An 18,809-nucleotide genomic window follows, 5' to 3' on the forward strand; every position below is an offset into this window, starting at 1 on the left:
TGTCCCCGGCGACGGATAGAGTCGCCGGGTGCCCGAGACGACGCCCGCTCCCGACGCCTCCGCCCGCCCGCGACTGCTGCTGCTCGACGGCCACTCGCTGGCCTACCGCGCCTTCTTCGCGCTGCCGGTGGAGAACTTCTCGACGACCACGGGGCAGCACACCAACGCCGTCTACGGCTTCACCTCGATGCTGATCAACGTGCTGCGCGACGAGCAGCCGACGCACCTCGCGGTGGCCTTCGACGTCTCCCGGCAGACCTTCCGGCTGGAGGAGTACTCCGAGTACAAGGCCAAGCGCAACAAGACCCCCAGCGAGTTCGGCAGCCAGCTGCCGCTGATCGAGGAGGTCCTCGGGGCGCTGCGGGTGCCGTTCCTGAAGAAGGACGGCTTCGAGGCCGACGACATCATCGCCACGCTGGTGACCCAGGCCCAGGCCGACGGCATGGACGTGCTCGTGCTGACCGGCGACCGCGACTCGCTGCAGCTGGTCACCGAGGCCTGCACGGTGCTCTACCCCATGCGCGGCGTCTCCGACCTGGCCCGGATGACCCCGGAGGCCGTGGAGACCAAGTACGGCGTGCCCCCGCACCGCTACCCCGAGCTGGCCGCGCTGGTCGGCGAGGACTCCGACAACCTGCCCGGCGTGCCCGGGGTCGGCCCGAAGACCGCGGCCAAGTGGATCGCGCAGTACGACGGCCTCGACAACGTCATCACCCACGCCGACGCCATCAAGGGCAAGGCCGGCGACAACCTGCGCGCCCACCTCGGCGACGTGATCCGCAACCGTCGCCTCAACGCCTTGGTGCGCGACCTCGACCTCGAGCTGCTGCCCGCCGACCTCGCGATGCGGCCCTGGGACCGCCAGGAGGTCCACACCCTCTTCGACGGGCTGGAGTTCCGCGTGCTGCGCGACCGGCTCTTCGAGACCCTGACCTCGGAGGAGGAGGTCGACGGTCCCGGCTTCGAGGTCGGCGGCACCACCCTGGGCGCCGACGAGCTGGGCCCGTGGCTGGAGGAGACCGGCGACGGCGTCGTGGGTCTGCACGTGCGGGGCGCGTGGGGCGCCGGCTCCGGTCGTGTCGACGGCCTCGCGCTGGCCGCCCCCGGTGATCGCACGGCCTACGTCGACGCCGCCACCCTGACCCCCGCCGACGACGCCGCGCTCGCGGCGTGGCTCGGCGACGCCGCCCGGCCCAAGGTGCTCCACGACGCCAAGGGCCCTGTGCTGGCGCTGGCCGCCCACGGCTGGACCCTGCGCGGCCTGCAGAGCGACACCGCGATCGCGGCGTACCTCGTGCGGCCCGACCAGCGCTCCTACGACCTGGCCGACCTCACGCTGCGCTACCTGCGCAGGGAGCTGCGCGAGGAGACCGACGGCGACCAGGGCCTGCTCTTCGACGAGGACGAGGCCGTCGCCGACGTCGCGATGCTGCGCGCCCGCGCCGTCGTCGACCTCGCCGAGGCCCTCGACACCGCGGTGGAGGAGCACGGCGGGCGCGAGCTCATGGCGCAGGTCGAGCTGCCGCTGGTGGAGCAGCTGGCCCGCATGGAGCAGGTCGGCATCGCCGTCGACACCGACCACCTGGAGGCGCTGGAGTCCCACTTCGCCGACGAGGTCAAGCAGGCCGCCGACGAGGCCTTCGCCGTCATCGGCAAGGAGATCAACCTCGGCTCGCCCAAGCAGCTGCAGGTGGTGCTCTTCGACGAGCTCGACATGCCCAAGACCAAGCGCACCAAGACCGGCTGGACCACCGACGCCGACGCGCTGCAGGCGCTCTACGTCAAGACCGAGCACCCGTTCCTGCTGCACCTGCTGCGCCACCGCGACGTCATCCGGCTGCGCCAGACCATCGAGGGCCTGCTCAAGACCGTGGCCCCCGACGGGCGCATCCACACCACCTACAACCAGACGATCGCCGCCACCGGCCGGCTCTCCAGCACCGACCCCAACCTGCAGAACATCCCCATCCGCACCGAGGAGGGTCGGCGCATCCGCGAGGCCTTCGTGGTCGGTCGCGAGGCCGACGGCGCCGACTTCGAGTGCCTGATGACCGCCGACTACAGCCAGATCGAGATGCGCATCATGGCGCACCTCTCCGAGGACGCCCTGCTCATCGAGGCCTTCAGGTCGGGTCGCGACTTCCACTCGATCACCGCGGCCCGGGTCTTCGACACCCCGGCCGACGCGGTCACCGTCGAGCAGCGGGCCAAGATCAAGGCCATGAACTACGGCCTGGCCTACGGGCTCTCGGCCTTCGGGCTCTCCCAGCAGCTCGGCATCGAGCCGGGCGAGGCCCGCGGGCTGATGGAGGAGTACTTCGAGACCTTCGGCGGGATCCGCGACTACCTCGAGGGCATCGTCGAGGAGGCCCGTCGCTCGGGCTTCACCGAGACCATCATGGGGCGCCGTCGCTACCTGCCCGACCTCACCAGCGACAACCGTCAGCGCCGCGAGATGGCCGAGCGGATGGCGCTCAACGCCCCCATCCAGGGCTCGGCCGCCGACATCATCAAGGTTGCGATGCTGCGGGTGGAGGAGGCGATCGCCGCCGAGGGCCTGCGCTCGCGGATGCTGCTCCAGGTGCACGACGAGCTCGTGCTCGAGGTCGCCGCCGGTGAGCGGGAGGCCCTCGAGGCCCTCGTGCGCACCCACATGGGCGGCGCCGCCGACCTGGCCGTGCCGCTCGACGTCTCCGTCGGCACCGGCCGCAGCTGGCACGACGCGGCCCACTAGCCGTCCCCGGCCGGACGCACGCTCCCGTCGCCGGGGGTGCCGGAGGGCGCGGGCGGGCTCAGTCGCCGACGCGCGCCGGTGCCGCCTCGGGGGCGACGGCCGGGCGGTCGAGCAGGGCCAGGGTGAGCAGGCACACGAAGAGGCAGGCGTCGATGACGACGACCAGCACGATGAGCGAGCCCACCGACTCCACCGTCAGCGCTCCCGCGACGAGCACGACGAGCCCGGTCCACAGCGCCAGGATCGCGCGGCCCTGGCGACGGGCCAGGGCGGAGTAGAGGAGCAGCTGCAGCATCGCCAGCAGGGTGCCGACGATGGCGAAGAGCCACAGCTCGGACTTGATGTCGTCGAAGTCGGAGCCGCCGACGAAGAGCAGCGCCAGGTCGGGCAGGAGCAGGGTGCCGCCGAGCGCGCACGCCCCGAGGACCGCGGTGGTCGACAGCGACAGCAGCAGGGCGCGACGGCTGGCGCCGTCGGAGGCCATGCTGGGGAAGGCGATGACCACGACGAACTGCGGCAGGAAGAGCACCGCCTTGACCAGGATCAGACCGGCGGCGTAGAGGCCCGCCTGGTCGTCGGGCAGCACGGCGCGGGCGACCAGGATGTCGGCGTTGGAGAGGGCGAAGAAGGCGAAGAGGGCCTGGCTGCTGCGACCGACCTCGCGCAACAGCTCCACGCCGGGGTGGCCCTCGGGTGTCTCGACCTCGGGGCGGGGACGCCGCAGCGCGACCCAGCCGACCAGCACCGGCAGCCAGGCGCCGAGCGCCACCCCGAGCATCGCTGCGAACTCGGTCGGCCACACCGCCATCAGTCCCAGTCCGCAGGCGACGCGGCCGAGCCCCTGGGTGAGGTAGACCAGGGCCAGCGGCTCCCAGCGGCGCTCGCCCTGGAGCACCCCGGCCTGCGCACCCATGAGGGTCAGCGGCGCCGCCGCGAGGGCGACCAGCATCGCGGTGGGAAGACTGTGGAGCTGGAGCACCGTGTTGAGCACGGGGGAGGCGAGCAGGCACAGCGCGCCGAGTCCCAGCGCGCTGCGCACCCCGACGCCGAGCACGACCCGCTCGATCTCCTCGGTCTGCGCCGGCGCCGCCGAGATCCGCCGGGCCCCCGTGGCCTGGAGGCCCAGCGACAGCACGTTGACCACGAGCAGGACGCCCATGAGGGCGGAGAAGGCGCCGAAGGGCTCGCGGCCGAGCAGGTGCGCCGCGGCCACGGTGTAGCCGTAGGTGGCGACGTTCATGACGCCCATCGCCACGGCGATCGAGGCGCCGCCGCGCAGGCGCCGGGTCGTCGGCGCGGTCGTGGGGGTCACGGGCACGAACACTACGACGGGGCGCGCCGCCGGTGGTGCCCGGACGCTCCGGCCGGGGTGGTTGGATCACCGCGACCCCGCGCGCGACGGACGACGAGGGCGTCGACGAGGGGAGGACGAGGGGGACCGTGACCGACACCGGACAGCACGACCCCTCCGAGCGCCGCGTGGTCGACCCCCGGCGCACGCCGCCTTGGCTGGTACCGCTGTGGTCGCTGCTCCTGGCCGTCCTGCTGCTCGGGCCGGCCCTCGCGCCGGGCTACGTGCTGACCTTCGACATGGTGTGGGTGCCCGACCTGGCCCTGCGACCCGACGTGTGGGGGCTGGGCTCGGGGCTGCCGCGGGCGGTGCCCTCCGACGCGGTGGTCGGGCTGCTCGACGAGGTGGTCGGCGGCATGGTGCTGCAGAAGGTCGTGCTCCTGGGGAGCCTGGTCGCCGGCGGCGTGGGGGCCGCGCGGCTGGCGCCCGGCCCGACCCCGGTGCGGCTGCTCGCCGTCGGGCTGTGGCAGTGGAACCCCTTCGTGGTCGAGCGGCTCGTGCTCGGCGCCTGGCCCGTCCTGGTCGCCTACGCCGCGCTGCCGTGGCTGCTGCTGCTCGCGCGGGAGTGGCGCGTGGTGGGCCGCGCGCCCCGCCGGCTGTGGCTGATGGTGCCGCTGGCCTGCCTGAGCGCGAGCGCGGGCCTGGCCTCGGCGCTCGTGCTCGTGCTGGCCGCCTGGGGGCGCGGCCGGCGTCGCGCGGTGCTGGCGATGGCGGCGGCCGGCAACGCGCCGTGGCTGGTGGCGGGGACGCTGCACGCGTCGGTGGCGACCACCGACGCGGCGGGCGCGCGTCTCTTCGCGCTGCAGGGGGAGGGCTCGGTGCCGGGTCCGCTGGCCGCGCTGACCCTGGGTGGGGTGTGGAACGTCGAGGTCGTGCCGCCCAGCCGCCTGGGCGCCACGGGATGGGTGGCGCTGGTCGTGCTCGTGGCGCTGGCCCTGCTCGGCTCACGCGCCTGGTGGCGGGCGACGCCGGCGCGGGAGCGGGGCGTGCTGCTGGCCGCGTGGGCGACCGGGTGGCTGCTCGCCGCGCTCACCTGGGCCGTGCCCGACGCGCTGGGCTCGCTGGCGGCGACCGTGCCGGGGCTGGGCCTGCTGCGCGACGGGTCGCGGCTGCTGCTGCTGTGCGCGCCGCTGCTGGTGCTCCTCGTGGCCCACGGCGCCGGTGTGCTGCTCGCGCTGGCGCGTCGCTCGGCGGCCCCGGTGCTGCCGCTGGCGGTGGCGGGGGCCGCGGTGCTGCTGCCCGTCGCGCTGCTGCCCGACGCGACGTGGGGCGCGGCGGGCCGGCTGGGCGCCGTCGACCTCCCGTCGTCGTGGGCCGCGGCGCGCCCGGTGGTCTCGGCCGCCGCGGCCCCCAGCGGGGGCGACGTGCTCGTCCTGCCCGCCTCGAGCTACCGCCGGCCGGCGTGGAACGACGACCGGAAGGTGCTCGACCCCCTCGGTCGCTACCTGGCGCCCGACTACGTCGCCGACGACTCCCTCGTGGTCGACGGCACGGCCGTCGCCGGGGAGGACCCCCGCGCCCGCGCGGCGCTGGCCGCGCTCGACGCGGGCACCCCCGGGGCCGCCGCCGCGGAGCTCGCCGCCCTGGGCGTCGCGGTGGTGGTGGTCGACCTCGAGGCCGCCGCCGCCCTCTCCGCCGACGTGCCCGACGTGGCCGGGCAGGTGCTGGTCGACGGGCCCGAGCTCCGGGTCGTGCGTCTCGCCGGGGTCGAGGCGGACCCGTCCCCGCGCGGCTGGGTGGTCGCGCTGGTGCTCGCCTGGACGGCGTACCTGGGGGGACCCGCGGTGGTGGGCGTGCTGGCCCTGCCGACCGGGGTGCGGGCCGCGGCGCGCCGCCTGCGCAGGAAGTCGGCGTGAAGTCCGCCTGAGACCGTCGTCACTGTTAGGCTCTCCCCGAACTCAGGGAGGGGTTTACACAGTGGGAACTATTCTCAGCACGGTCGCGGCCGTCCTCGTCGGCGGCGCCATGGCCACCGCCACCATCGTCGGTGTCGTCTCGTCGCAGACGCAGAAGCCCGATCAGAGCCCGGTGAGCGTCACCGACGCCTCGCAGGTCGTCGGCTACGGCTCGACCAACTGACGCAACGGCGCAGCGGCGCCGTCACCCAGCGTGCCCGGAGGGGCCGGAGGTCATCGCGACCGCCGGCCCCTCCTGGCGTCCAGGGCCCGCCGGGCCCGTGCGAGCGGGCCGCTGTCCGTGCCCCCGCGTCGCGCCCGGGAGCGGCGGGGCCGCACGTCGGCGACCACCTCGGGGTCCTGGCTCTCGACGTGGCGCCCCTCCACCGCGGCGAGCAGCACGAGGGCGAAGGCCTGCTGGGCGGCCTCCCAGGTGTAGGTGCGGCTGACGCGCCGGGCGCCCTCGCCCAGCCGCTCGCGCAGGGCGTCGTCGGTGAGCACGGCGCGCAGCGCGTCGGTGAAGGCGTCCTGGTCGTCGACCAGCAGACCCGAGTCACCGTCCTCGACCGACTCCTGGGTGCCCCCGGCGGAGCGGTAGGCGACGGTGGGGGTGGCGTGCATGCCGGCCTCGCCGATCACCAGGCCCCAGCCCTCCTTGAGCGAGGGCAGGGCGAGCACCCAGGCGCGCTCGTAGACCTCGTGCTTGCGCTCCTCGGTGACGTGGCCCTCCAGCGTCACCAGGTCGCCGGCGCCGAGGGCCGCGACGTGCTCGGCCAGCTGCGCCTCCCACCAGCCGCTGCCGACGACGCTGAGGTGCAGGCCGGGCACCTCCTCGCGCAGCGCGACGACCGCGTCGACGGCGTGCTCGACCTGCTTGTGGGGCACCACCCTGCCGACGACGGCGACGAGTGGCCGGGGGGAGGGGCCGGGGTCGACCGGCACCCACGGGTCGGTGCCGTTGTGCACCACGGCGACCCGGGGGCCGCGCACCCCGAGCGCCCGCAGCTCGCGGGCGGTGGCGCGCGAGACGGCGACGTACTGGGAGCGGCGGTAGAGCCTCGGTGCGAGGCGCCGCTCGATCCACCAGCCGACCCGGCCCACCAGCCCGGGGTAGACCACGGGCCACTGCTCGCGGTGCACGTGGTGCACGAGCACGACGACGGGGGCACCGGTGACGAGACGGCTGAAGAAGGGCAGGCCGTTCTGCACGTCGACGACCACGTCTGGGTCGCCGAGGTCGCCGCGGCGCAGCGCGCGCATGCCCTCGAGGTAGACCGAGAGCTTCGTGCCGCGCCGCACGAACCGGACGCCGTCGACCACCTGCTCGGGCGGTGCCGCGGCGTGGGCGGCGCAGAAGACGGTGACCTCGCAGCCGCGCGCGACCAGCCCCGCCGCCATCTTCTCCAGGTAGCGCTCGGCGCCCCCGCCCTCGGGGTTGCTGGTGTCGCGCCAGCTGAGGAACACCACCGAGGTGCCGGCCAGCGAGGCGGCCAGCGGGTCGGCCAGCGGGTCGGCCAGCGGGTCGGCCAGCGGGTCGGAGGACGGGTCGGCCGGGCGGTCGGCCGGGGACGGGCGAGCGTGCATCCGGCGGACACTACCAACGCGGCTACCAGCGGGTAGTCTCGCCGCCGTGCGTCGCCCCAGCTCCCTCCTGCCCCGCCGCCGACCCGGCGAGGTCCGAGCCGCCGGACGCGGGCGTGGCCGGGTGTTCCCGACCGGTCCGCGCAGCGCTCGTCGCCGCGCGACCTGGGGGCGGGCGACCCGGCTGCTGGGGGAGTTCCGCCACGAGCAGAGCGATCCCGCGCGCTTCTACACCGCGCTCGCCGACGACTCCGCGACCCAGCTGGGGTCCTACGTCGACCTGCGCGGCGCCACGCTGCTCGACGTGGGCGGCGGCCCCGGCTACTTCCGCGACGCGTTCCGCGCGGCGGGGGCGACGTACTTCTCCCTCGACTCCGACGTCGGCGAGCTCTCCGGCCTCGGCGGCATCGCCGGCGGCACGGTCGTCGGCAGCGGGATGCGGCTGCCCTTCCGTGACGGCGCGGTCGACGTCTGCTACTCCTCCAACGTCCTCGAGCACGTCTCCGACCCGTGGCTGATGTGCGAGGAGATGCTGCGCGTCACCCGGCCCGGCGGCACGACGTTCATCAGCTGGTGCCTGTGGTGGGGCCCGTGGGGCGGCCACGAGACCTCGCCGTGGCACCTCGTGGGCGGCCGCTACGCGCGTCGCCGCTACGCCCGCACGCACGGCCACGAGCCCAAGAACAAGTACGGCGAGTCGCTGTTCGCCGTCACCGTCGCCGCCGGGCTCGACTGGGCGGCGCGCCAGCAGGACGCCGAGGTCGTGGCCGTCCTGCCGCGCTACAACCCCCGCTGGTCGTGGTGGATGCTGCGCGTGCCGGTGCTGCGCGAGGTCGTGACCTGGAACCTCGTGCTGGTGCTGCGCAAGCGATGACCGCCACCTTCCGGCTGCGGCTGCTCGCCGCGTGCCTGGTGGTCGTGGGGGTGGCCTTCGTCCAGGACCCCGGCTACCTCGTCGCCGACACCAAGCTCGACCTCGCCGCCGCGCCCGCCGACTTCCTGGGCCGGGCCCTGCATCTGTGGGACGGCGAGGGCGCCTTCGGCCAGCTGCAGAACCAGGCCTACGGCTACCTGTGGCCGATGGGACCGTTCTTCCTCCTCGGCGGGCTCGTCGACCTGCCCGGCTGGGTGGTGCAGCGGCTGTGGGTGGGCCTGGTCATGGCGGTGGCACTCAGCGGGGCCGCGCGGGTCACCCGGGCGCTGGGGGTGCGCTCCGACCTGGCCTGCCTCACGGCGGGCTTCGCCTTCGCGCTCTCGCCGCGGCTGCTGACCACGCTCGGCCCGATCAGCATCGAGGCGTGGCCCAGCGCCCTGGCGCCCTGGGTCCTGCTGCCGCTGGTGCGCGGTGCCACGGTGGGGTCGCCCCGCCGTGCCGCGGCCCTCTCCGCCCTGGCGGTCGCCATGGTCGGCGGCGTCAACGCGGCCGCGACCTTCGCGGTGCTGCCGCTGGGCGTGGTGTGGCTGCTCACCCGCACCCCCGGACCGCGGCGGCGCGCGCTGATGCTGTGGTGGCCGCTCCTCACGCTCCTCGGTACGCTGTGGTGGCTGGTGCCGCTCTTCGTGATGGGCGCCTACAGCCCGCCGTTCCTCGACTACATCGAGACGACGTCGGTCACGACCTTCCCGACCACGCTCTTCGACGTCCTGCGCGGCACCTCGAACTGGGTGCCCTACGTCGACCCCGCCTCGCGCGCCGGCAACGACCTGATCACCACCGCGACCCTCGTGCTCAACAGCGGTGTGGTGCTGCTGCTCGGCGTGGCCGGGCTGGCCCATCGCCGCACGCCGCACCGCTCCTTCCTCGTGCTCTCGGTGCTCCTCGGCGTGCTCATGGTCGGGGCCGGCCACACCGGGGCGGTCGAGGGCTGGTGGGCCGCGGACGTGCGCGGGCTGCTCGACGGCGCGATGGCGCCGCTGCGCAACGTGCACAAGTTCGACCCCGTGCTGCGCCTGCCGCTGGTGGTGGGCCTGGCCCTCGTGCTCGACCGGGTGCTGGCGCGTGGTCGCGACGACCGTGCCGACGTGGGTGCCCCGCAGGGGCCCGGCGCCGGTCCGCAGGCGCGCCTGGAGCGGGTCAACCGCGCGGCGGTCGTGGCGATGGCGCTGGCGGTCGTGGCCGGCGCGGCGCTGCCGGCGGCGCTGGGCCGGGTGACCCCGGCCGGCGCGACCCTCGGGGTGCCGTCGTACTGGGAGGAGACCGCGGCCTGGCTGGCGGCCGAGGACGACACGGACCCCGGCGGCACCGACCTGCTGGTGCCGGGCTCGGCCTTCGGGGAGTACGTGTGGGGCGGCCCGCGCGACGAGCCGCTGCAGTGGCTGGCCGACGCGCCCTGGGCGGTGCGCAACGTGATCCCGCTGACCCGCCCGGGCAACATTCGCATGCTCGACGCGATCGAGGACCGGCTGGCCCAGGGCGAGGGGTCGGCGGCGCTGGTGGCCTACCTGCAGCGCGCCGGGGTCGAGCACCTCGTGGTGCGCAATGACCTGGCCCGCGACGGCGACGTGCCCGACCCCGTGCTGGTGCACGCCGCCCTGGCCGACAGCCCGGGGCTGGAGCGAATGGCGACCTTCGGGCCCGACGTCGGCGGTGGCTCGCTGCTCGACGAGGTCGACGGCGAGCGGGTGCTCGTCAACGGCGGCTGGCAGTCGCTGCAGGCCGCGGTCGAGGTGTGGGCGGTGCCCGACGGCGGTCGGCTCGCGGTGGGCACCGAGCAGCCCGTGGTCGTGGCCGGCGGCCCCGAGGACCTGCTGGACCTGTCGCGGCTCGGGCTCCTCGGCGACACCCCGACCGTGCTCGCCGCCGACGGTGCGGAGGGCGCCGGTGCCCTGGTCGGCGACGACGGGGGCCTCGAGGCCCCGGTGGTGCTGACCGACGGGCTCCGCGCCCGCGAGCGCGGCTTCGCCCGCCTCCACGACGGCGCCTCGGCCGCGCTGACGCCCGGCGACGTGCGGCGCACCGGCAACCCGGCGCGCGACTACCTGCCCGCCGACGCCGGGCGCTGGTCGACGACGGTCCGGCTCGAGGGCGCGCGCGCCGTCTCGGCGTCCTCCTCGGCCTCCGACGCCACCGCGGTCGGTGGCGCGCGCCGCGGCGCGCTGCCCTACGCCGCGGTCGACGGCGACCCCGCGACGGCCTGGGAGACGGCCCCGCTGTCCTCCTCGTCGGCGTGGTGGCGCCTCGACCTCGAGCAGCCCCTGGCCGGCGGCACCGTGCGGCTCGAGGGCGGGCCCGGCGCCACCGACGACCAGCTCGTGCGGCTGCGCACCGAGGCCGGCGTCGGCGAGGAGCTGCGCCTGGGCCCCGGCGACGTGCGCGAGACGACGCTGCCGGCCGGGGAGACCGCCTGGGTCGGGGTCGAGGACGCCTCCGGGGTGGCCGGCCGCGCGCTGTCGCTGGCGGAGGTCGTGCTGCCCGGCGTCGACGTACGCCGCCGGCTCGTGCTGCCGACCCTGCCCGCGGCGTGGGGCGACCCGGCCGCGGTCGTGCTGCGACGCGACCGCGACGCCCGCCGCGGCTGCGTCGTCGTGGACGGCGACGTGCGCTGCGTGGCCGGCCGCGACCGCGACGACGAGGAGGCCGCCGGCCTGAGCCGCGCGTTCACCCTCGACGCCGCCTCGGCGTGGGACACCCGGCTGAGCCTGGTGCCGCGCGGCGGGCCCGAGCTGGACCGGCTCGCCCTGCGCGACCAGCCGGTCTCGGTCGGCGCCAGCAGCACCGCCGTGCCCGACCCGCGCGGTGGTGCGGTGGCCGCCGTCGACGGCGACCCCGGCACGACCTGGAGCGCCGACCCCGACGACCTGCGCCCGGCGCTCGAGCTCGCCTGGCTCGGCCAGCGCACGCTGCGACGGATCGCGGTCGACGTCGACGAGGACGCCGCGGTGCGTGCCCCGACCCGGCTGCGGCTCACCTGGCCCGACGGCCAGCGCACCGTCGACCTCGACGACGGCCGGGCGCGCCTCGTGCCGATCCGCACCGACCGGCTCCGCGTCGAGGTGCTCGAGGCCGACGACACCACGAGCCTCGACTTCTCCGCCGCCAGCATCGACCTGGGGGTGGGCGTCTCGGAGATCGACCTGGGCGGGGTGGAGTACCTCCCGCTGGCGCTGCCCACCGAGCCGGTTGCCTACCCCTGTGGCACCGGCCCCGACGTCGTCGTCGACGGCGAGGTGCTGCCCACCGCGCTGGATGCCGCGCCCGCCGACCTCGCCCGCGGCGAGGTCGTCGACGGCCGCCTCTGCGGCGGCGCCACCCTCGACCTGCCCGCCGGCGAGGTCCTGGTCGACGCCCCCAGCAGCGCCGCGCTCGCCGTCGACGCGCTCGTGCTCACCGATCCCGCGCAGGCCGTCCTCCCGCTGGGCGCGGGGGAGCAGGCGCTGCCGTGGCGCCGGACCCCGGACACCCGCACGGTGGAGCCCGCCGCCGGCGACGCGCTCGTGGTGCTGCGGCAGAACGCCAACGCCGGCTGGCGGGCCTCGCAGGAGGGGGTCGACCTGACCCCGGTGGTCGTCGACGGCTGGCAGCAGGGCTGGCTGCTCCCCGACGCCGCGGCCCCCTCCGCGACCGCTGGAACGGCGACGGGAACGGCCATGGGAACGGCCACGGGAGCGGAGCCCGAGGCCGCCCCGGTCGAGGCGGTGTTCGCACCCGACCGCGCCTACCGCGCCGGTCTGCTGGCCGGGCTGGTCGGGCTGGTGGCGCTGCTCGTCCTCGTGCTGCTCGGCCGACGCCGCGGGTGGCCCGACGACGCCGCACCGCTGACCGACCGCCGGGTGCCGGGCGCCCTGCTGGCCGGCGTCGGGCTGCTCGGCGCGGGCGCCGTGGCCGGCTGGCCCGGCGTGGTCGTGGCGGCCGTCGTCACGGTGCTCGTGCGGGGTGCGGCCGGGCTGCTGGAGCGCCGAGGGGCGGGTGACGCGCTCGCCTGGGCGGTCGCCGTGCCCGTCCTCGTCGTCGCTGGCGCCTACGCCGTGACGCCCTGGGGCAGCAGCGACGGGTGGGCCGGCGAGGCGGCGTGGCCGGTCTACCTGATGCTGGTGCCGCTGGTGGGGCTGCTCGTCGCCGGACCGGAGGGGGTGCGGCTCCCCGGCCGGCTGGCCGAGCGGCTCCCCACGAGTCCGCGCAGGCGCATCGCCGGGCGCTCGACGAGGCGGTAGGACGCCTCCGCCGCCACCAGCGACAGCGCGAGGGTCAGCAGCCACAACGGCACGCCGTGGCCCTCGAAGAGCTCCCACGGCGTCGCCCACATCACCAGGTGCAGCAGCGGCAGGTGCAGGCAGAAGATCCCGAAGGAGATCCAGCCCAGCCGCCGGGCGGCGGGGTGGGAGAGCACCCGGGCGTAGCGGCTGGCGGGGTCGGCGAAGACCCCGGTCACCACGACCAGCAGCCCGACCACGGCGTAGAGCAGGCTCTTGGTCAGCGACTGCCCCGGCGTCGGGGCGTCGAGCATCGAGGGTCCGGCCACCGGGGTCGCGGCGACGAGCAGCAGGCCGGCCACCAGGGCCCAGCAGCTCCCGGGCTGGCGGCCCAGCGCGACCAGCGGCGCGGTGAGGCGCTCCCACGCGCCCCGCTCGTGCAGCACGTGGGCCAGCGCGAGCAGCAGGCCGAGCGCGAACCACGACAGGTACGCCGGCAGCCACTGCAGCGGGGCGCCTTCGGTGTGGGGGCCCACCCGGGTCGCGCCGTCGAGGTGCCACCAGGCGGTGACCACGACGAGCGCCGCGATGCCGACCAGGACCCGGGCCGGGCGCAGGCCGCGGGCCGCCCGCACCCGGCGACGGCCCAGCAGCGCGACCATGAGGGCCGGCAGCGCGAGGTAGAAGGTGACCTCGACCGCCAGGCTCCACATGTGGGTCAGCCCGCCCGGCAGCAGCGGAGAGCGGAAGGTGTCGAGCATGAGGAGCGTGGCGACCCGGTCACCCCACGAGAGGTCGGCGTTGCTGCGCACGAACGCCAGGGCGAGGGCCGCGGTCACGACGTAGAGCGGGGCGATCCGCAGGAAGCGCTTCCACAGGTAGTCCGGTGTCGCCGGCGTCGGCCTGCGGTCGGCCGTGGCGGCCAGCCAGGGGCGGGCGAGCAGGAAGCCGGAGAGGACGAAGAAGAGCGCGACGCCGACGTCGAGCCGGGCCAGCAGCGTGCCCCAGAACCCGTTGCCGGTGTAGTCGCCGGACCAGAAGGCGACGTGGGTGGTGAGCACGCACAGCGCGCCCACGGCGCGCAGCGCGTCGAGCGCCGCGAAGTCGGGGCCGCTGCGCGCCGGCGGGGGCACGAGCGAGCCCTGGGGGAGAGCGGGGGCCGCGGCGGTCGCGCTGCGGGCCCCCGTGGCGGCCCCCGTGGCGGCGCCGGAGTCGGCCCCGGAGTCGGCCCCGGGCGCGAGCCGGGCGTGCGACGGTGTGCTCACAACGGACCTCCTGCGACGGCTGTGCCCACCTCCACGACGTCGACGCACATCGTGGTCCCCGGCGACAGCCCGTCCAGGGTGACAGACGACACCGCGGAGGTCACCTCGACGTAGAGGCTGCCCAGGCCGGCGTCGACCGGCGCCTCGACGGTGCGGTCGCCGACCTCGACGGTGACGGTGTCGGCGGCCGACGACAGGTAGCCGACCCGCACCCACCAGGTGTAGTCGAAGGCCGTGTCGTCGAGCGGCACGGTGCGGGAACGGCCCTCGCGCACGGCCCACCCGCAGTCGGGCCGCGGCCCCTCCTCGGCCACGGCCACGGGGTCGATGACGGCGCGCCGCGGGCGCCCCTGGGCGTCGAGGGCGACGAGACGGTCGGTGACCGAGGGGAAGCGCGCGTTGTCGACCACCACGGGCAGCAGCCTGACCGTCGTGTTGAACGGGTAGAGGTAGCCGGGCACCACCTCGTCGGGCACCACGGTGTCGGCCACGTCGACGGCCCCGAGACCGGCGAACTCGGCCTGGGTCGTGCGGAGGTACGTCTCGCCGGGGTTGTCGGTGTGCCAGATGCGGGCGTAGAGCACCGAGCTCACCACCCCGGCCACCACGACCGCGACGGTGGCGACGGTGAGGACCCGTGGCCCCACGCCCACCAGCAGCAGCGGGGTGTCCCGCGGCCGGCTCGAGCCGGGCGCCCCGGCCAGGGGCAGGACGGCGAGACCCAGGCACAGCACGGCGGCGCAGGCCACGTCGCTGAGGTAGCGGTACTCCAGCCCCGCCACCTCTCCGACGACGGGCGCCCGGGTGACCAGCAGCAGCACGTAGGAGGCGGCCGCGTAGGCGGCCAGCAGCGCCCAGGCCCGGGCCGCCCCGGTGCGCCGGAGCACGACGAAGAGACCGCCGAGGGCCAGGGCGACCCAGGCGAGGTGCACGAGCAGGTCGGGCGGATCGGCCAGCCCTGCGGGCGGGTTGACGTCGCTCCAGCGCCACGGACCGCCCAGCAGCCCGGTGGACAGCGACCGGCCGAGCATCGTCTCCGCCAGACCGCCGGCCACCGAGCCCGAGGTCTCCTCGGCCAGCGAGGGCACCCGCAGCAGGTAGTGCACGAGGTAGGCCACCGCCAGGGCGGTGCAGGCGACCAGGGCGGGCCAGAAGGCACGGGCCAGCACGCGCGCACGTCGCGCCGGACCGCCCTCGGCGAACCACCCGAGCGCGTACGCGGCGAGCATCGGCAGCAGGACCAGCGCCTTGACGTAGCCCAGCAGGCCGAAGGACAGCGCCACCAGCGTCACGAGGAGCCAGCGCAGCCGCCCGGTGCGCAGGTAGCAGGTCCAGGCGGCGACCGAGGAGAAGAACGCGACCTGCAGCGGCAGCGCGTTGAGGCTGGCCGCCCACCACATGGCGGCCGGCAGGGTCATGGCGCTGGAGAGGTAGAGGGCGAGCAGGGGCACGACCGCCCAGCGGGCCCCGAAGAGCACGACCAGCATCCAGACGCACGCCGCCGCGGCCAGCAGGTGCAGCAGCAGGGTGGTCGTGGCGGCGAGGGCCCAGTCGACGTCGCCGCCGGTGGTGACCACCCAGGCGAGGAACCGGCCGAGCGGCATGAACTGGCTGTCGTAGGGCTCCAGCAGCAGGCCCGCACCGAGGCCCGAGCGCTCGGCGTCGTCGAGCATCTGGAGGTCGTCGAGGTAGAACCAGCTCGGGTAGAGCGCCCACGCCCGCAGGGCCAGGTGCGCCGCCACCAGGATCGCGCACGCGCCGAGGACGAGGGGGCGCGCGCCGGCGGCCGGCGGCCGGTCGCCGCGCGCGGGAGGTGCGGGAGGTGTCGACACCGCTGCGTCGTCCGAGGTCGTGCGGGTCGACGACGACGGCTGGTCTGGCACGCCGGCGAGTCTCGCACAGGCGCGCCGCGGGCCACCGATTCCTACTGTTCGGTAACAGCCTGTGACGGGAGGCACACTTCGTCCTCCGGATGGGTTACGGTTCGCCGATCGATCTTTCTGGGAGGGAAGTGGATGAAGATTCTGGGACGGGTCCTCGTGGGCCTGGGGGCATTCCTGGTGGTGGCGGCCGTGGTCGCCCTCACGTGGGCACCGGGGGCCGTGAAGCGCACCCCCGTCGACGTCGACTCGGTGACGGTGCTGAGCGGTGAGGCGGCGCGCCTCGACACGGCCACCAACGAGCTGGGCGCGGCGGAGCCGATCTACGCCCTCAGCATCACCAAGAGCGACAGCGAGGCCTCGAGCGACGACACCGCGGTGTTCTTCAACCGCTCCTGCGCCGTCTACGGCACCGAGGCCACCGAGGAGTGCCCGGCCTTCGACGACGAGTCGGTGCTGTCGGGTGCCGACGACTTCTTCGCCACCGACCGCACGACCGCCGAGTCGGTCGAGTCCGACGAGCTGCCGGCGCAGGCCGCGGCCCACGAGGGCGTCGTCAACAAGTGGCCCTTCGACGCGGAGAAGACCACCTACACCTACTTCGACAGCGTGACCGGCGAGGGCGTCGACGCGGTCTACGACCGCACCGAGGACGTCATGGGCCTCGAGACCTACGTCTACCGCGTGGAGATCCAGGACGCGCCGATCGTGGTCAGCGCGCTGCTCGAGCTCAACGGCACCTACGACGACGTCAAGGAGATCTACGTCGACCCGCGCACGGGCGCGATCATCCACCAGACCGACGACCAGCAGCGCTACCTCGACGACGGCACGCAGGCCCTCGACCTGCAGCTGGCCTTCACCGAGGACCAGCAGGCGACCAACGTCGCCGACGCCGAGGAGAACATCGCGAGCCTCGACCTCATCACCCGCACCGTGCCGATCGTCGGCTTCGTCGGCGGCGGCCTGCTGCTCGTCGCCGGCGCCGTGCTCCTGCTGCGCGCGCGCCCGCGCACCGCGGGCACGGCCAGCACGACGCACCGCGACAGGACGCCCGCCGGTCGCTGACCGGTCTTGCGGACCCGTCGCGGGCCGCACCCGCACCACCAGCAGGCCCCGGACCACGCGGTCCGGGGCCTGTCGGCGTCACGGGCCGTCACGGGCCTCGACGGTGCGGGCTCAGCGCAGGTCGCAGGCGAAGATCGCGGTGCCCGGGGTCCAGCGGCCGCGGGTGGCCGACCAGCCGCCCCAGACCCGGTCGTGGTGCTCGGGCCACTCCGGCTCCACGAGCCGCACGATCGCGAAGCCGTGACCGGCCAGCACCCCCACCCAGTCGCCGAGGGTGCGGTGGTGCTCGACGTACGACACCTCGCCGCTGGCGTCGTCGACCTCGACGTAGGGCGTGCGGTCCCAGTAGGACTGCGACGCGACCAGGCCGGCCTCGCCGGGGTCGTCGGGGAACATCCAGCGCGTCGGGTGGGTGATGGAGAAGGCGAAGCGGCCCCCCGGTCGCAGCACCCGCGCGGTCTCGGCCACGGCCCGGTCGAGGTCGCGCACGAACTGCAGCGCCCCGAAGGAGGAGAACACGGCGTCGAAGGAGGCGTCGGCGAAGGGGAGGTGGGTGGCGGTCGCCTGCACCGAGGGCACGACCACGCCGGTGCCCTCGTCGATGCGCCGCGAGTGCTGGAGCTGGCGGTAGGACAGGTCGACGCCGAAGGAGCGTCCGCCCTGGTCGCGCACCCAGCGGCTGCACTGCCCGGCGCCCGAGCCGACCTCGAGCACGTCGCGGCCCGCCACCGGGCCGAGCACGCCGACCTCGGCCTCGGTCAGGCCCTCCGGACCCCACACGAAGCCGGCGTCGCCGAGGAACTCCCCGTGGGTGGCCTGGTAGTCGTCGGCGTAGCGGTCCCAGTCGGGGCCGTTGGCGCGCCGCGACTCCTCCTCGCCGACGTCGCGGCGCTCCACCCGCACCGGCGGGAGGGGCGGGTGGGAGCGGGAGTCGGGCGCCTGGTCGGGCTGCGGCGGCAGAGCGCTCACGGTGCGAGCGGCATCGGCTTGCGCCGCCCGGGCAGGCGGCCGGCCAGGTCGCCCAGCGGGCCGACGGCCCGCCCGAGCGCGTCGGCCGACTCGGCCAGCGCCGGCACGATCCGGGCGATCTCCACCAGGCGCGGCTGGATCCCCTCGAGCGTGGCGCCGAGCGCCACGAGCTGGTCGAGGGTGCCGCCGTCGGCGATGAGCTTCTCGACGAAGCCGTCCTCGGTGAGCATCCGGTCGGCCAGCCCGCCCGGTCGCAGCACCTGGTCGAGCACCCCGTCGGCGGCGGTGAGGCGGTCGAGCGCGCCGCCGGTCTGCAGCAGCCGGTCGAGCACGCCCTCGTGGGCGATGAGCTGGTCGAGCGCGCCGCCCTCGGCGAGCAGCCGCTCGAGCGCCCCGTCGGGGGCCAGCAGCCGCTCGACCGGGCCCTCGGGTCCGAGCAGCCGCTCCAGCCCGCCGTCGGCGGCGGTGAGCCGGGCCAGCGGGCCCTCGTCGGCCAGCAGCCGGTCGAGCAGGCCGTCGCGCTCGAGCAGCCGGGCGACCGGGCGACCGGGCTCCATCAGCTCGTTGACGGTGCGGGCCAGCCGCATCGGGCCGTCCTCGTCGGTGAGCAGCTCCACCAGCTGCTGGGCGTAGCCGTGCTCGCCGATGACCCGCAGCACCAGGTCGGCGTAGCCACCCGGGCGGCGCACGGGCCCGTCGGGAGCCGCGAGACGACCCAGCTGGAGCGTGGTCTGGGTGGCGGCCACCCCGACCCGCACGGGGAGCATGGCCGCCCCGCCGAGCACGCCCAGCACGCCGCCGAGGTCGCGGGGCACCTCCCGCGGCAGGCCCGCGGGCCAGCCCGGCGTCGGCCGACCCGGCGCCGGTCGACGCGGGGAGCGGGGGGCGGGGCGGTCGGGCACGTCGGGACTCACGGGTTCACCGTACGGCGCAGCG

General features: G+C 75.6%; 11 protein-coding genes and 1 pseudogene. 6 read left to right on the forward strand and 6 right to left on the reverse strand.

Translation table 11 applies throughout. The annotated features are described in order from the left end of the window. Positions 1-28: 28 nt before the first annotated feature. Positions 29-2,734 (forward strand): DNA polymerase I, encoded by a 2,706-nt coding sequence (gene polA, locus ASF47_RS03410; protein WP_056862544.1) that lies wholly within the window; start codon positions 29-31, stop codon positions 2,732-2,734. 58 nt (positions 2,735-2,792) lie between these two features. Here polA and ASF47_RS03415 read toward each other — a convergent pair whose 3' ends face one another. Beyond that, the gene (locus tag ASF47_RS03415) at positions 2,793-4,046 is read right to left on the reverse strand and encodes an oligosaccharide flippase family protein (protein ID WP_235558605.1); all 1,254 of its coding nucleotides are present in this window, start codon (positions 4,044-4,046) and stop codon (positions 2,793-2,795) included. Positions 4,047-4,174: 128 nt separating this feature from the next. On the opposite strand from ASF47_RS03415, the gene ASF47_RS03420 reads away from it, so the two are divergent. Both ASF47_RS03420 and ASF47_RS20945 read left to right on the forward strand, forming a co-directional pair. Continuing rightward, complete coding sequence (locus ASF47_RS03420; RefSeq protein ID WP_056862546.1) at positions 4,175-5,941, forward strand: hypothetical protein; 1,767 nt, start codon at positions 4,175-4,177, stop codon at positions 5,939-5,941. A 61-nt stretch (positions 5,942-6,002) separates the two neighbouring features. Further along, positions 6,003-6,164, forward strand: a complete 162-nt coding sequence (locus ASF47_RS20945) for a hypothetical protein (protein ID WP_156697706.1) — start codon at positions 6,003-6,005, stop codon at positions 6,162-6,164. 50 nt (positions 6,165-6,214) lie between these two features. On the opposite strand, the gene ASF47_RS03425 is transcribed toward ASF47_RS20945, so the two are convergent. After that, positions 6,215-7,564 carry a glycosyltransferase family 4 protein gene (locus ASF47_RS03425; protein WP_082499944.1) on the reverse strand — a complete coding sequence of 450 codons (1,350 nt, stop codon included), beginning with the start codon at positions 7,562-7,564 and terminating at the stop codon, positions 6,215-6,217. 46 nt (positions 7,565-7,610) lie between these two features. Between ASF47_RS03425 and ASF47_RS03430 the strand changes: the two genes are divergently transcribed. Continuing rightward, positions 7,611-8,435 carry a class I SAM-dependent methyltransferase gene (locus ASF47_RS03430; protein WP_235558606.1) on the forward strand — a complete coding sequence of 275 codons (825 nt, stop codon included), beginning with the start codon at positions 7,611-7,613 and terminating at the stop codon, positions 8,433-8,435. Beyond that, positions 8,432-12,712 (forward strand): alpha-(1->3)-arabinofuranosyltransferase domain-containing protein, encoded by a 4,281-nt coding sequence (locus tag ASF47_RS22170; RefSeq protein ID WP_056862548.1) that lies wholly within the window; start codon positions 8,432-8,434, stop codon positions 12,710-12,712. Before ASF47_RS03430 ends, ASF47_RS22170 begins: the two co-directional genes overlap by 4 nt. Before the next feature lie 26 nt (positions 12,713-12,738). Here ASF47_RS22170 and ASF47_RS21820 read toward each other — a convergent pair. Both ASF47_RS21820 and ASF47_RS21430 read right to left on the reverse strand, forming a co-directional pair. After that, positions 12,739-14,004, reverse strand: a pseudogene (locus ASF47_RS21820) (acyltransferase family protein); the annotation flags it as partial. Further along, on the reverse strand, positions 13,953-15,839 hold the full coding sequence (locus ASF47_RS21430; protein ID WP_162242258.1) for a hypothetical protein: 1,887 nt from the start codon (positions 15,837-15,839) through the stop codon (positions 13,953-13,955). The gene ASF47_RS21430 and the pseudogene ASF47_RS21820, both read right to left, overlap by 52 nt. A 132-nt stretch (positions 15,840-15,971) precedes the next feature. On the opposite strand from ASF47_RS21430, the gene ASF47_RS03450 reads away from it, so the two are divergent. Further along, entirely contained in the window at positions 15,972-16,904 is a 933-nt protein-coding gene (locus tag ASF47_RS03450; protein ID WP_082499945.1) for a DUF3068 domain-containing protein, read from the forward strand. Between the two features lie 111 nt (positions 16,905-17,015). Here ASF47_RS03450 and ASF47_RS03455 read toward each other — a convergent pair whose 3' ends face one another. Both ASF47_RS03455 and ASF47_RS03460 read right to left on the reverse strand, forming a co-directional pair. Continuing rightward, the gene (locus ASF47_RS03455; RefSeq protein WP_324251254.1) at positions 17,016-17,873 is read right to left on the reverse strand and encodes a class I SAM-dependent methyltransferase; all 858 of its coding nucleotides are present in this window, start codon (positions 17,871-17,873) and stop codon (positions 17,016-17,018) included. After that, complete coding sequence (locus ASF47_RS03460; protein WP_156697707.1) at positions 17,870-18,787, reverse strand: ABC transporter; 918 nt, start codon at positions 18,785-18,787, stop codon at positions 17,870-17,872. Before ASF47_RS03460 ends, ASF47_RS03455 begins: the two co-directional genes overlap by 4 nt. Positions 18,788-18,809 lie beyond the last annotated feature (22 nt).

Origin of the sequence: Nocardioides sp. Leaf285 (genome assembly GCF_001422955.1) — a bacterium.
Taxonomy (GTDB): Bacteria; Actinomycetota; Actinomycetes; order Propionibacteriales; family Nocardioidaceae; genus Nocardioides; species Nocardioides kribbensis.

What these genes read in the sequence shown, in the direction of transcription:
- ASF47_RS03425 (WP_082499944.1), bottom strand. Translation starts at nt 7,564, where the DNA reads ATGCACGCTCGCCCGTCCCCGGCCGACCGCCCGGCCGACCCGTCCTCC.
- ASF47_RS22170 (WP_056862548.1), top strand. Translation starts at nt 8,432, where the DNA reads ATGACCGCCACCTTCCGGCTGCGGCTGCTCGCCGCGTGCCTGGTGGTC.
- ASF47_RS03450 (WP_082499945.1), top strand. Translation starts at nt 15,972, where the DNA reads ATGAAGATTCTGGGACGGGTCCTCGTGGGCCTGGGGGCATTCCTGGTG.